The sequence below is a fragment of the Pseudoalteromonas haloplanktis ATCC 14393 genome, from assembly GCF_000238355.1.
GTDB classification, from domain to species: Bacteria; Pseudomonadota; Gammaproteobacteria; order Enterobacterales; family Alteromonadaceae; genus Pseudoalteromonas; species Pseudoalteromonas haloplanktis.
This window is the reverse complement of the sequence record NZ_AHCA01000001.1, coordinates 558357-573348: the sequence shown is the minus strand read 5'-3', so window position 1 is coordinate 573348 and position 14992 is coordinate 558357. Positions and strand designations below refer to the sequence as shown.

General features: G+C 41.3%; 10 protein-coding genes and 1 pseudogene. 9 read left to right on the top strand and 2 right to left on the bottom strand.

What is annotated here, in order from left to right:
* Positions 1 to 86 precede the first annotated feature (86 nt).
* From PHAL_RS0102340 to PHAL_RS0102315, 6 genes are all read left to right on the top strand, one after another.
* Positions 87 to 2075, top strand: a complete 1989-nt coding sequence (locus tag PHAL_RS0102340; protein WP_016706800.1) for a TonB-dependent receptor plug domain-containing protein — start codon at positions 87 to 89, stop codon at positions 2073 to 2075.
* A gap of 36 nt (positions 2076 to 2111) precedes the next feature.
* Entirely contained in the window at positions 2112 to 3863 is a 1752-nt protein-coding gene (locus PHAL_RS0102335) for a sensor histidine kinase (RefSeq protein ID WP_016706799.1), read from the top strand.
* Positions 3860 to 5227, top strand: a complete 1368-nt coding sequence (locus tag PHAL_RS0102330) for a sigma-54-dependent transcriptional regulator (protein WP_016706798.1) — start codon at positions 3860 to 3862, stop codon at positions 5225 to 5227. Before PHAL_RS0102335 ends, PHAL_RS0102330 begins: the two co-directional genes overlap by 4 nt.
* A gap of 187 nt (positions 5228 to 5414) precedes the next feature.
* Positions 5415 to 6386, top strand: a complete 972-nt coding sequence (locus PHAL_RS0102325; RefSeq protein WP_016706797.1) for a porin — start codon at positions 5415 to 5417, stop codon at positions 6384 to 6386.
* A 10-nt stretch (positions 6387 to 6396) separates the two neighbouring features.
* The gene (locus PHAL_RS0102320; protein WP_016706796.1) at positions 6397 to 7872 is read left to right on the top strand and encodes an SLC13 family permease; all 1476 of its coding nucleotides are present in this window, start codon (positions 6397 to 6399) and stop codon (positions 7870 to 7872) included.
* A gap of 135 nt (positions 7873 to 8007) precedes the next feature.
* Positions 8008 to 9438 carry a coniferyl aldehyde dehydrogenase gene (locus PHAL_RS0102315; protein WP_138973922.1) on the top strand — a complete coding sequence of 477 codons (1431 nt, stop codon included), beginning with the start codon at positions 8008 to 8010 and terminating at the stop codon, positions 9436 to 9438.
* A gap of 37 nt (positions 9439 to 9475) precedes the next feature.
* Here the strand turns inward: PHAL_RS0102315 and PHAL_RS22710 are convergent.
* Positions 9476 to 10200: pseudogene (locus tag PHAL_RS22710) on the bottom strand (tetratricopeptide repeat protein).
* Positions 10201 to 10764: 564 nt separating this feature from the next.
* Here PHAL_RS22710 and PHAL_RS0102305 point away from each other — a divergent pair.
* Together PHAL_RS0102305 and PHAL_RS0102300 are read left to right on the top strand one after the other, a co-directional pair.
* Complete coding sequence (locus PHAL_RS0102305) at positions 10765 to 11631, top strand: DUF6279 family lipoprotein (RefSeq protein ID WP_016706794.1); 867 nt, start codon at positions 10765 to 10767, stop codon at positions 11629 to 11631.
* A 92-nt stretch (positions 11632 to 11723) separates the two neighbouring features.
* A complete protein-coding gene (locus tag PHAL_RS0102300) occupies positions 11724 to 12761 on the top strand; it encodes a GGDEF domain-containing protein (protein ID WP_016706793.1) in 1038 nt (345 codons plus the stop codon).
* Here the strand turns inward: PHAL_RS0102300 and PHAL_RS0102295 are convergent.
* Positions 12758 to 13705 (bottom strand): LysR family transcriptional regulator, encoded by a 948-nt coding sequence (locus PHAL_RS0102295; RefSeq protein ID WP_016706792.1) that lies wholly within the window; start codon positions 13703 to 13705, stop codon positions 12758 to 12760. The two genes, PHAL_RS0102300 and PHAL_RS0102295, sit on opposite strands and share 4 nt — an antisense overlap.
* Positions 13706 to 13823: 118 nt before the next feature.
* Between PHAL_RS0102295 and PHAL_RS0102290 the strand changes: the two genes are divergently transcribed.
* Positions 13824 to 14990, top strand: a complete 1167-nt coding sequence (locus tag PHAL_RS0102290) for an efflux RND transporter periplasmic adaptor subunit (RefSeq protein ID WP_016706791.1) — start codon at positions 13824 to 13826, stop codon at positions 14988 to 14990.
* The last annotated feature ends 2 nt before the right edge of the window (positions 14991 to 14992 follow it).

Genomic DNA, 14992 nt, shown 5'->3' with positions numbered 1-14992 from the left:
CGTCTCACATTTGTATTAATATTGTAAATGCTACGTTATTTAAAATGTAGCTTTAATAATAAAAAATATAGGTGTAAAACGGCGTAATGACTTTAAAGCAAACGGTATGTCTTTTTTTGTGTATTTACACAACCTCCATACTGGCAACGGAAACCCAAGCGGATGACTTGTTTACATTGAGCTTTGAAGACTTACTTGAGGTTCACGTCGATATCGCCTCAAAAACCTTAGAAACACTCGCCTCAGCCCCTTCAACAATCACTGTATTTAATCGTAAAAAAATAGCGCTGCTTGGCGTTAATAATGCCTTTGAACTGATGAATTTTGTGCCTGGGATGCAATCCACTCGTGGTGATTGGGTTGGTGCAGTGCCAAAAGATCATGCCCGTGGTGTCTACCTTGATAGCGGTAATATCTTAGTGATGATCAATGGTGAGCGTTTGAATGAATCTTCATTTGGTAAAGCGTCTGTTTATATGCCGTTTATTCCTGTTGAAGTGATTGATAAGGTAGAGTTTATTCGTGGTCCTGGTTCTGCGCTCTACGGCAGTAATGCATTTTTAGGGGTGATGAACATTATCACTAAAAGCCAAGACAATGAACTATCTGTGGCGGTGGGTAATGTAGGCCAAGCAAGTACTGCATTTTCGCTTAGTCATCAAGTTAATGAGCAAATACATCTTTTTGCTAATGGTGCTTATAATAGTAAAAGCGGCGAGCGCTACCCGCAAGGGGTCAAAGATCCACTGCAATCTATTTATCTAGAAGCTGGGCTTGATATTGAAAAGCTTGCTGTGAGAGGGCGCTATAATCAAGTTGAGTTGAATGATTTTTTAAACCTAGGTGGCTACTCTGAGGATAACCAGCACAAAAGTGAAAATGCATTTATCTCCCTAAGCTATGATTGGCTTGCTACTGATACAAGTATGTTTTCAAGTAAAGTTGCTTATACCCAGCATCAAATACAAAGTGCAGGGTTAATTGCGCCAGCAGAGAGTCTGCCACAGGCAAGTTATGACTCATTTATTGGCCCTGCATGGCGTACCAGTGACTTGACGATTAATCTCGATGCCAGTCATGAGTTTGATAATGGTTGGTTATTTAATTCGGGGTTGGAATATAGCCATGCAAAGCAGCAGCAAGCCGATGTCCGTACTAATTATTATGATGCCAACAGCGGGGCAATAATAGCAGCCGATCCATTTTACCAAGGTGGTATTGTTACTATTAAAGAGTATGCACCATTTCAGCAATTACAGTCGACTTTTGAAACCCGTAGTGTTTATGGGCAAGTGAAAGTACCTTACTCCGAGCAATTTAGCTTGTTTTTAGGGGCACGTTTTGATGACGTTAAAGACATCGACAGTAACTTATCTCCCCGTATCGCTGCAATCTACAAACCCGCTTTAGCACATACGTTAAAATTGCAATATGGCGAGTCATTTCGCACGCCTGTAACGAATGAGTTGTATTCTAATGATGATGTGACACTTGGTAATCCAAACTTAAAATCAGAATATGTAAAAACCACGGAGTTGGTGTGGCGTTACGAGCACCAAGATTGGCATATTAATTCAGTGCTGTTTTACAACCAATTAAACGAGTTTATAAATCTTGTGCCGTTGACTGCAGACAATACTCAATTTACCTTTGCAAATCAGCTTGATGACACAAACCGGGGACTTGAGCTCGATAGTATGCTGCGCTTAAACGGCGATTTTTCATTAGAAGCGACTTACACCCAGTATTTTGACACCCCTATGCAGCCCACCTTTAAACGTTTTGCCAGTATTATCGCTAATTATCAATATGAGCAATGGTTGTTAAGTGTTAATGGCGTTTGGCGTGACGAGGTGAATGTACAAGCTACCCCGAATACTCTTAGTTTTAAGCAGCCAGCGTATTTGCTGCTTGGCACAGTTCTCAGTTGGCAATTTTCAACGAGTAGCCAACTTAGCTTTAAAGCTCATAACGTATTAAATAAACACTATAATGTATTTGATCCCAGAATGGCCGATGGTGCTGTTGCTGGTGTCGGCAGTGAATACTCGGTACACTACCAAGTCAAATTTTAAATTATTAAGGCGTAGCAATACGCCTTTTGGTGGCTCATGCTGCATGTTCCTCGAAAAATAGTATTGGCCGTTGCCATTTTAATCGTGTTGTTATTAGTCAGTTTTTTATTTGGCAGACACTATGATTTAACACAAGCACAACAACAAGCACAGCGCCAGGTTAACCAACTAAGCCACTACCTTGAGACAGAGCTTACTCGCTTTGCTGCGATCCCCCATTTAGTGACTGATAACCAGTTACTCACAGCGTTTATTAGTGACATGAATTTAGATGCTGATAATCAAGCTGTACAACCGATTAATAATTACTTGGCTGATATTCAACAAGCCAGTGGCGCGTCAGATGTTTATGTGCTCAACAATGCAGGAGATGTAGTCGCCTCTAGCAACTGGCAGTTGGATTACACTTATATTGGCAATAACTTTGCATTTCGACCGTACTTTTATCAAGCCTTGGCAGGTAAGAAAGTCGCGTATTTTGCTTTGGGACTTCGCTCAAACGAACGAGGAATTTATTTTTCAGAGCCAATTCATCATGGCAATAAGGTAATTGGTGTGGTGGTGTTAAAAGTAAATGTGTCGAAGTTTGAGAGTGATCGACAATTACTGAATAACTCACAGTCGAGCCATTTTTATTTAAGTTTAGCCGATAATGTTATTGCAATGTCAGACATTCAATCATGGCGGCTAAATACAATGCAGCCAATTGATGCAGCCCAACAGCAGTACTTCACTCGCAGCCGCCATTATTTAGATTACATGCCTAAGGTGATCGATGCACAGCAACGCAATAGTCAGGGGGTTCCTGTACTACAGATAAGTGAAGCTAATAAGCGAAGTAAATATGTGCCTGCAACGGCTGCAATTCATCGCCTTAAAGCACAGATGACGGTGCTGGTGGATATGTCTTTAGTGAATATTGCACAATTCCCGCGGCTTGTTTGGATAACCGTGATCTATGTTTCTGTATTATTGGGTTTTTATGCTCTAATGGCTCGTTTTGCTGGTTACAAAAAGCTACTTTATTCGCGCCATAGCCTTGAGCAAGAAGTTATTGAACGCACACAAGCACTTGAGAAAGCGCAAACTGCGTTAGTTCAATCTGCAAAGCTGGCAACCATAGGTCAGTTGAGCGCCGGTATTAATCATGAAATAAATCAGCCATTGAGTGCCATGAGCACCTATTTAGTCAGTGCAAAGCGCTTAATTATAAAAGGTGATGTAACACAAGCTGCTGAAAATATAGTAATTGTGCAATCACTGATCGAACGCGTGCATAAAATCGTTGGCCAATTAAAACACTTTAGTAAGCCTGCGCAAACCCAACTAAGGGAGCAAATTCTTGCACAGCTTTTAAAAAATGCCATGGTGATTGCCTCACCCCAGCTTAAACACGATGATGTTAGCGTTAAAGATGCGCAGATTGCAGACTCAATAAAGGTGTGGGTTGATGGGGTTAAGTTTGAGCAAGTATTAGTCAACTTGATCACTAATGCCAGTCATGCAATGGCACAAAGCCCTGAGCGTGAGCTTAGTTTTGAAATAGAACAATTTGAGGGACGTGTAAAGCTTTCGATTCTAGATACAGGTCCTGGTATTGAACAGCATGCCTTAGGGACAATTTTTGAGCCTTTTTATAGTACTAAGTCAAGCAATGGTCTGGGTTTGGGTTTATCTATTTCAAAGCAAATAATTAATTCTTTTAATGGTTGTTTAACTGCACACAATCGCCCACATGGTGGCGCGCAATTTATTATCACATTAGCCAATACCAAAGGAGCGTTATGAATACCCTAGCAATTGACTGTAAACAGGTTTTTGTCATTGACGATGAGCAGATGATCCGTGATTCACTTAACCAATTGCTGACGTTAGAAGGCTATCAGGTACAGTGTTTTAGTGATCCACTCAGTGCTTTATCAAAACTTAATCGTCGTTTTAATGGCGTGGTACTCAGTGATATTAATATGCCAAAAATGGATGGGCTAACCTTTTTAGAGCAAGTCAAAGCCTTTGATAGTGAGCTGCCGGTGATTTTTTTAACCGGCTTTGCTGATGTCACCGTTGCTGTTAAAGCGATGCAGTTAGGCGCTTATGATTTATTTGAAAAACCGCTTAATGAGCAGTTGCTCGATTGCATTGCAAGGGCATGTGAAAAGCGAGCTTTAGTCATGGAGAACCGGGCGTTAAAACTTGCAGTTGAAAAAACCTCGGCACCGGGTGTATGTATTCTTGGGGAAACCGTGCAAATGCAGCAAATGATGCATTTGCTCAATGCGGTGATCGATACCCCCGCGGATGTGATGATTGAAGGTGAAACTGGCACAGGTAAAGAGTTAGTGGCGCGTTTTTTACACGATCAAAGTAGTCGCTCAAATTGTAACTTTGTGGCAATTAACTGCGGCGCGGTGCCCGAGCAACTAATAGAAAGCGAGCTGTTCGGCGCAGCAAGTGGAGCGTACACGGGGGCTACGCAAAGTCGCCAAGGTAAATTTGAGTTTGCGCAAGGTGGCACGGTTTTTTTAGATGAAATAGAAAGCACACCAGCCTCTTTACAAGTTAAATTACTACGCGTGTTAGAAGAGCGCAAAGTCACCCCTGTAGGGGCGAATATCGCCATTGATTTAGATATTCGGATTGTTGCAGCAACGAAAATTGATTTATTGGCGTTGGTTGAAAAAGGCGATTTTCGTGCAGATTTATATTATCGACTCAATTTGGTCAAAGTGAGCATTCCTGCATTGCGCGATAGAAAAGCTGATATTCCATTACTATTCAAACACTTTAGCTCAATTGCGGCAACGCGCTTTCATAAACCCCCTGCGCCATTAAGCAGTGATATATTACAGCGGCTATTAAGCTATCAGTGGCCAGGTAATGTTCGAGAGCTAAGAAACCAAGCAGAGCGCGCTGTGTTACTCGGTGTTGAATTAGCGTTTCCTAGTACCAGCCTAAGTAATGGTAATGATTTATCGCAGGATTTGAGCTTGGCGGAAAAAGTGAGCTTTTATGAGCAATCTTTAATAGAAGAAGCGCTTGAACGTCATCAAGGCAGTATTAAAGATACCATGAATACGTTACAGATAGCGCGTAAAACCTTGTATGACAAAATGAGTAAATATGCACTTAACCGCGATATGTTTACTGATTAGCATGGGTGGAATGAGTGACAAAGCTGGTTTTTAAGTGTGTGGATTTCCGCACACTTTAATCGCCTTTGAAATAGTTTAAAATTTTAATGTATTGAATTTAATCAGTTTATATAAGAATGCCAAGTTTGGCAGCAAACTTGCCTTTATTACTAGGAACAACAAACAATCCTAATAATAAGAGCACACAATGATAAAAACAGATAAAAAACTGACCTCTGTATCTGCTGCATGCGCCCTCGCTGTTATAAGCTTTGCGCATACAGCGCACGCCGTTGAATACGATATTTATGGCAAAGCCGAAGTGCAAATAGCAAAAACAGATAATGGCACCATGCGTTTTGCAAAAGAAGGCACACAAATTGATGCGCCTTTTTCGCGGATTGGTATCAAAGGAAAGCATGGCCTGAGTGATTCTCTTAACGTGGTTTTCAAATATGAAGTGCAAGTTAAAGGCTTTGAAAACGATGATTTAGGGGACCCTTTTCGCGCACGAAACACCTACTTAGGTTTAGCGGGTAGTTTTGGTGAAGTGGTGATTGGTCGTAACGATACGCGTTTTAAATACTCAGAAGGGAAAATTGACAACTTTAATGAAACCCAAGCTGATATAGCGCAATTACTGCCAGGCCAAGCGCGAATTGGCGATACTATTACGTATACCTCGAAATCTTTTGCTGGTGCGCAATTATCATTAACTTATGCGCCCAAAGATGACCGCATTAGTGGCAAGGATGGCTTTGCTGCCACAGTTATGTACGGGGATCGTAATTTAAAAAATGAACATTATTACCTTGCACTAAGCCATGTTGACTCACTCAATAACATTACTGCTACTCGTATCGCTGCAGCATGGCTGCTCGACAACGTACAATTAGGCGCAATCATTCAACGTAGTGAAACCGCTGAATTAGGTGATAAATCAGGTAATGGCTATGTACTTAGTGCTAGTTATAAACTAGATAAATGGCTGCCAAAAGTGCAGTTTGTTAGAGATGAGTCGGGAATTCATCATATCGATACTAAGACCGGCCAACAATGGACTGCAGGTGTTGATTATCTTTTCGATAAACAAACAACGGGCTATTTATTTTATAGTGATCTTGATTTAGACACTAAATCCGATAGCAGTCTGGCACTTGGCCTAAAGTACAAGTTTTAAGAGGTGATATATGAGTAATTCAATAACCGCGAACAACCCAGATAAAAACCCTATACTGCAAGCTGCTATGTTACTGTTGGGCCCTGTAGTGATGTTGCTAACGTGTTTAATTGATCCACCTGCCGGTATGAGTGTTGCTGCACTGCGTACGGCTGGACTCGCGTTTTGGATGGCATCATGGTGGGTTAGTGAAGTGGTGCCAATTCCTGCTACTGCACTATTGCCATTGGTGTTTTCACCCTTGGCTGATATCGCGGCGATAAAAAGTGTCGCTGCGCCTTATGCTCATCCACTGATATTTTTGTTTTTAGGTGGTTTTTTAATTTCCATCGCAATGGAGCGGTGGGGCTTACATAAACGTATTGCGCTGCGCACTATGTTGTATGCAGGCTCTAAACCGAGTTTACAGATTTTGGCGATGATGTTAGTTACCGCATTTTTGTCGATGTGGATGTCAAACACCGCAACGGCAGTCATGATGTTACCGATTGCGTTGTCTATCACGCATTTAGTACAAAAATCTAACCCAAATAATAATGGTTTTGGTAAAGCGTTGCTATTATCGATTGCCTACGGTGCCAGTATCGGTGGTATTGCAACCCTGATAGGCACTCCGCCAAATGCATTAATGGCAGCCTATCTGTCTGATAGCTATCAAATTGAAATTGGCTTTGCCCAGTGGATGATGGTGGGTGTGCCGTTGTCACTGACTATGTTGCTCATTTGTTGGATATGGCTGACTAAGTTTGCCTATAAAGTGGATGAGCAAGCCAAGAATGCAAAAAAAGTGGATACTAAATCACTGTTTAGCTCGCAGCTCAAGGAGTTGGGTATTATGCAGCGCGCAGAAAAAGGCGTGTTGTGGGTGTTTTTATTCGCTGCAATTTGTTGGATTTTCAGACCATTGATCGCTGATTTTACTGGGTTGAAAATATCAGATACCGGTATTGCTATTGCTGCTGCGTTATTGTTATTTGTACTACCGGCTAATAAAGGCAGCGATGAACGTATTTTAGATTGGCAAAGCGCTGCTGGTGTACCTTGGGGCGTATTATTATTATTTGGTGGTGGTTTAACACTGGCTGCACAAATTAAATCTTCGGGCTTGGCTGAGTACATCGCCCACTTGATTGAAGGGGCTAGTGCTATTCCATTAGTACTGAGTGTACTTGCGATTGCTACTTTAATTACTTTTTTAACTGAGATCACCAGTAATACGGCTACAGCTGCAGGGTTTTTACCTTTGCTGGGACCTGTTGCTGAATCTGTGACGGGAACACCATTAGTCTGGGTTATTCCCGCAGCGATTGCGTGTAGCTGTGCGTTTATGATGCCTGTTGCTACTCCCCCTAATGCGATTGTATTTGGCTCTGGACAAATACAAATACGCGATATGATCAAAGCAGGCTTTGTACTGAACTTAATAGCCATTGTGTTGATCACCTTAGTGACGATGACCTTGGCAGCATTGATATTTAATTTTTAGCTTTAGCTAAATTATTGGAGTTTACCCAGCCAGAGCGCTATTGTTCTGTAAATAGCGCTCTTTATCACCCAGCCAATATTTGCCCCTTTTAAGAAACACAGTTATAGTGCGTATACATTGACTTAGTTTATGAGTATGCGTTTGTCTGACACTGTTACAGCCTCCACGAGCGAGTTAAAAACGCAGTTTGATGAAATGCAGCGGCATTTTGATGAGCAGCCTTATTTAACAATCGCAAAGCGTATCCAGTTATTAAAATCCCTAAAACGGGCGTTATTGACACTAGAAGCCGAATTTGTTGCTGCAAGCTCAAAAGACTTTGGCTATCGTACTGCTTTTGATACTGTGTTGGGCGACATTTTACCCACTACCAAAACAATCAGCCATACAATTACACACTTGCCTAAATGGGCGAAAGAGTCGCCTCGTAAAGCCGGACTGAGTTTAGCCCCTTCAAAAGTTGCAGTTAGCTACCAACCTAAAGGTGTGGTTGGAATTATTTCGCCATGGAATTATCCTATTCAACTAGCGGTTGTACCAGTGAGCACCGCGATTGCTGCAGGCAATCGGGTATTGTTAAAAGTCAGTGAATTTACACCGCATACTAATCAAGTGCTTAAAAAGTTATTTAGTGGTGAACTCAGTGACTACTGTGCTGTAATCGAAGGGGAAGCACAATTAAGCCAGCAGTTTAGCCATTTACCTTTTGCGCACCTATTTTTTACTGGTTCAACAGCTGTCGGTCGACACATTATGGCAGCTGCAAGTAACAATCTTACACCTGTAACGCTTGAATTAGGCGGAAAATCCCCAGTTGTTATTACTGAACAAGTCGATATAGATAAAGCGGCTAAAGCAATTCTCTTTGGTAAAATGACCAATGCAGGGCAAATTTGTGTTGCACCAGATTATGTTTTAGTGCCTGAGAAGTTACAGCATCAATTAGTGAAAAGCCTGTGTGGTTTATATAAAAAGCATTATAAATTAGGCGTGGAAGGTAAAAACTTAACGTCAGTTATTAATGACCATCATTTCGCACGTTTAACAGATTTATTAGCGGATGCGCAGCAGCACGGCGCACAAATAATCAAACCATTGGAAGAAAATCAAAGCGATGCGCACAAACATAGGTTAGGCCTACACATTGTTACGGACGTTAACGACCAGATGAAGTTAATGCAGGAGGAGTTGTTCGGGCCCATTCTTGCGATTGTTACTTACCTGCAATTAAGCCACGCAATTGATTATATAAATCAACGCCCTCAACCACTTGCTTTATATATAATGGGGCAAAATAGGCAAATCAATGCACATATTCAGCAACACACTCAAAGTGGTACATTCGCAATTAATGATACATTAATGCAAGTGACCGCTGACGATGCGCCATTTGGTGGTTTGGGTCCATCAGGGATGGGGAACTATCATGGTAGAGAAGGCTTTTTAACTTTTAGTCATGCCCGTAATACTTTAAAAACGGGTGGATTTAACCCTAAATTAAATTTACTGTTGTCGCAGAATAAACTGTTGATGAAAGCTTTAAAATGGCTGTACTTACGCCCGTGAAGGGCTAAGTACAGCTTGGAAGCTTCATTATCTGTTGTTAAAACATCCTTCCTTCGCCAGCATAGAGGCCAGCAAGAATTTTTTCATACAAGACATCGGCTTTTTCTTTGGCCGCAGTGATTTGCGCTGGCATCAGTTTACGTTCATCTAACTTGCGACTATGGCTTGCATCTAAATTACCGTTGTATTCAGCAACCGTATTCCATATATATGACTTTTCTATATTTTTTCGACCCCATGACCTTCAAAATACATTAGCGCCATATTAAATTGTGCCAGAGTATAATTATTACCAGCGGCTTTTTCATACCAGCGCATAGCTTCTTTATAATCCTGGGCAACGCCATCACCATTGGCATACATAACACCTAAATTAAACTGTGCCGCAGGCATATTTTTTTCAGCGGCTTGTTTAAAGAGCTTAACTGACATTTGTTTATCAAGTTTTACGCCTTTACCTTCTTGATACAGTACTGCCAATGCAAACATAGAATCAACATGCTGTTTTTTAACGCCTTGTTGGTAAAGCTCAGCGGCCTTATGATAGTCACGGGTTACCCCAAAACCACCTTCATAGAGTTGGCCAAGTTCATATATACCCGGTGCATAGCCTTTATCTGCCAGATAACGAAACTCCTTTAGAGCCTCTTCAAATTGCCCTTCATTGGCGGCGAGGATCCCTTCTTCAAGCCCTGCATGAGCAATACCACTGATGCTAAGTGCACCGACCATCAACAATATATTTAACTTAGGCTGCCACATGACAATACCTCCAATCAGTTTGTTACTGTTTAATTTTAGTTCTTACAACCACAATTGCCCAGCTTCGCACTATAAATGATAAAGAATGCACATAAGATACAGATTTTATAGAAAATTTAAAGGAATAAAAAAAGCCCCAGCGGGGCTTTTTGGGTTCATATCAACCGTCACCGATATGAGCAATGTAGCAAGTAAGTGTGTTTGTTATAAAGCACTTTGGGTCGAGTAAAGTGTTTCATTGAAGCAGCACAGGCTTCATCAACAACGTTAATACACCCAAGCCAAGATATGAATTCTGCATCTTGGGTATAAGGGGCCAGCATCCTTGCTGGTGATCTTCCCTAGGGCACTGAGGTCGGTACGTTCCCATGCCTTACAATAAGCGAAGGCTTAAAGAGTTGGGTTATTCTGTGTTGATGCGAACGATTATTACTTTGATTTAACTGGGTGTCAACAACTAAATGATAATTATTTCTATTTGTTTAGTTTTATTTCTAGTCATTTATTTACAGCGACGAATAAGTTGATTAACGTAGGGCTATTAATTGTATAAGAAAATAAAAAATGTCTAGAGCAACTATTATTTTAAAATGCAGAGTAGCAGTAGTTGGCGCGCTGTTAATAATCTTATCAGGTTGCTCTGCAACCTTTACCTACAATAATATAGGTTGGCTCTCGGCGTTTTGGATTGATGATTATGTCGATTTATCAAAACAGCAAAGTAAACAGGCTAAAGCAATAATTAAACAAAGCCGAGATTGGCATCGTAAAACTCAACTGCCACTTTATCGTCAGGATTTAATGTCATTACAAAAATTACTAACCGATACCCCATCAGAGCAGGCATTGCTATCCCATTTTCAAGGCGCTAAGCAGCATTGGCAAACATTGGTCTTGTATGTTAAAGATGATTTGATCGAGCTTGCCCTCACTTTATCACTGCAACAGCGACAGGAATTTGTTGATGCTATAGCACAAGATATGGCAGATGATATTGCAGAGTTCAATGAACAAACAGCCTCAGAACGTGCCCAAGATCGCCTTGAACGTCAGTTAGATACCTACAAAGATTGGCTAGGCTCTATTGATGATCAGCAAGAGGCTTTGATCAGCAAAGCAAACAGTGAATTCCAGAGTACATTTTTGTTATGGCATAGTTATAAGCAAACCCGATTGGATAAGCTTAAGCAGGTATTTTTTGATCCGCAACTGAGCCGTGAGCAGTTTATTAGCCAATTAGCTGAAGTGATCACTGAGCGTGAAGCGTATATGAGCGACGAGCTGATACAATTAGACACCAACAACTCAAAGCGCTATGTGCAACTTTTAATTAATTTAAGAGCGACGATGACAGCGCAACAGCTTAAGCATGCTAACGATGAATTTGCCGATATGCTAAAAGATATTGATCAATTAATTGCCGATGATTAGCGCCTGCTTTATTAAACATAAATAGTGCTTGTACTCTGTAAATTAACCGTTAGACTAACTTTTTTGTTACCTATTAAATTTAAGTTTTTCGAATGGATATCGCAGCGATTGATAGCGTTAAAGTACTACGTGAAAACCTACTAAAGTGGGTATGCTTTTGTTTTGGAATTTTAGCGAGTATTTTTACCTATTTTAACCTTTTTGTGAATGACTTCTATCCATTAGGAGTTTTAGAAGGAATTTTTGCTGTTTATTGTTTTTACACTTTTCATTATGCTCGTACACGCAAAATTCATACATGGCAACCGTTAGTGTTATGTTTATGCATTACGCTGTTAGTCACATTGGGCACCTATTTAGCCGCGATGAAGAATGGTTTATTCGTTTGGTCCTTTACGTTACCAGTTCTTTACTACTTATTATTAGGCTGCAAGCATGGTTTTTATTTATCGCTTTTATTAGCATGTGTGCAAACTAGCGTATTTATAAGTAAACCCTCCCTCGCGCCATTTTCAGATCTTAACTTAAGTTTAAATATGAGTTTTAGCTATGTTGGGATCTGGGTTATTGCACACATTTTTGAAGCCAGTCGCGCGCAATTTGCACAACGCTTAGAAAACCTTGCTTTGTATGACCCGTTGACAAAAACCGGTAATCGCTTAGCAATGAATCACTACTTTGAAGTGGAGCTAGAAAATAAAACCAACTTGTTTACTATGCTGCTTGATCTTGACTACTTTAAAAAAGTGAATGATCAGTTTGGTCATGATGTAGGTGACCAAGTGTTAGTTAAGGTGGCGAGTATTCTCAAGGAGGTAGTCAATAAAGGACGAGTTTTCAGAGTTGGGGGAGAGGAGTTTGCGCTGTTTATTCCCAATTCTAGTCAACAAGAAAGTTATCAACTTGCTGAAAAGATAAGAGTGACCTTACAAGACTGCGTGATTAATGTTGGTGACCGAGAGATCCGTTTAACCGCTAGTATTGGCTTAGCGGCGTATCGCAATAACGATACGTTAAAACAGCAGCTCAAAGCAACAGACAAGCAACTTTACCAAGCTAAAAAAGGTGGCAGAAATAACGTATCTGCTGAGCAAATACACTATTCAACAAATTTAGAGCAAGTTTCTTAATTACCTTGATACATCTGTGCAAATTCTGGAATATTATTTTCCCACAGTGGAGTGTCTTTACCCAAGTGCTCTCGGATAGCATCAAAGAATAACCGTGTTCTTACTGGTAAATCACGGTGAGGGTAAACCGCATACATAGCACTGTACTCTTGTAGTTTGATGTCGGTTAACAATGGCACTAAACGCCCCTGTTTTATTTCATCACCAATAATAAATGCCGGTGCCAGCACGTAGGTCGTGCCGGAAAGGGTTTTGTCGAGCAGTACTTCTGCATCATTGGCTCTAAATACACTTTTAATTTTTTGCTCTTGCGGCAGCCCATATTGATCCACATAACGAATTCCTTCAACGCGTAACGCGGTGCTTGAATAACTTGCCGCGGGTAAATCAGCTAAATCTGTTATTTTAGATGGTAGCCCATACGTGTTAATAAACTCCGGAGCAGCTAATAACAGCAACCTATTGCGGGCAATTTTACGTGCGATCAGTGATGAGTCTTTTGGTTCACCGACCCGAAACGCTAAATCAAACCCTTCAGACACCAAATCAACTAACTTATCATCAAGCCGTAACTCGACTTCCACTTGCGGAAAACGTTTTTGAAAATCATTAATAACGGGCTGCAGGTAGCGTCTGCCAATGATTGTTGAAGAGGTTATTTTTAATACGCCTCGTGGCTCTTGGTGATAATTCTCTGCTAAACGAACGGTTTCGCCAAGTAATTGCCGCAGTTCAGCGGCTTTTTTCACCATTTCAGCGCCTGCGGCGGTCAATGAAAAAGAGCGGGTGGTGCGATTAAGTAAGCGTACGCCGAGATCATCTTCAAGGCGGCTTATTTGTTTTGAGATCACGGAGCGATCAATATTGCGGGTTTCTGCTGCTTTGGCAAATGAGCCGCGCTCAACCACTTCTAACAACATTAATAAACGACTCGTGGTGTCCATTGGCTACTCACTAAAATTTAATTGATGCCATATTGGCATTAATGAATTTAAAAATCTACGGTTTTTGTCCACAGGTTTGTTCCGTAATATGAAAAAACATATAAAAAGGAGCGTCGTCATGAACAAACACTTAATAGCCATAGCCGTTTTAGGGGCATCACTTGCTCTTAGTGGCTGTGCTGAAGAACCAGCCCAGCAAAGTAACCAACAACATCTTCAGCCAATTGATGTTGCTGAAGTTTTAGTGAAGCCAGTGCAAAACTGGCATACCTATACCACGCGTTTAGAAGCGCCCGAAGAAGTGTCTCTTATGCCACGTGTGGCAGGTGTTATTGAGCAAATTGCGTTTAATGAAGGTGATACTGTAAAGCAAGGTGATTTATTGTTTAAACTGGATGCTCGTCCTTATGCGGCAGTAGTGGCAAGTTTAGAAGCGCAAGTAGCCAGTGCAGAGGCCGCATTATCACAAGCGCAAAGTGAAGCTAAAAGAGCTGTACGATTAACCGAGCGTAAAGCGATTTCGACAGAGCAAGCTGAATCACGTACTTCAATGTTACAGCAACGAGAAGCACAGCTTGCGGCCTTAAAAGCACAGCTTATTGCGGCTAATTTAGATTTAGAGTTTACAGATATCCGTTCACCAATTGATGGTGTGATCTCTCGCGCTAACATTACCAAAGGTAATAACGTGTTGGCGGGACAAAGTGTGCTGACTTCAATTGTCTCAAACCAGACTATGTACGCTTACTTTGATGTTGATGAGCGTACTTGGAATCACTCATTTTCACAGGTAGCTGCAGCAGATCATCAACAAGTGGTGATGCAGAAAGTGGGGCAAAGTACATTTGCGCACACCGGTTATATCGATTTCATTGATAACCAAATTAATGCAGCAACAGGCACGCTTCGTGTCCGAGCTCGATTTGATGAAAATACAGGATTACGAGCAGGGTCATTTGCGCGGATCAAATTAGCAGCAAATGATATTACCGAACAAGTGATCGTGCCTGATAAAGCCATTGGGACTGATCTAAAAAACCGCTTTGTACTGACTGTCGGTGAAGGCAATATCCTTGAATATAAGCTTGTTACAACTGGCGAGAGATATGGCAGTTTTCGTGCTGTGACCGCTGGCTTAAAAGCTGGCGATGTCATTGCTGTTAATGGGCCTGCACGCGTGGGTCCTGGCATGCCTATCGCACCAAATACGGTGACTTTAGACACCGAAGGTGTGGCTTTTACATTATCGCCAACCGCGCAGCACACCCTGATGGCTAAGAAGTAGGA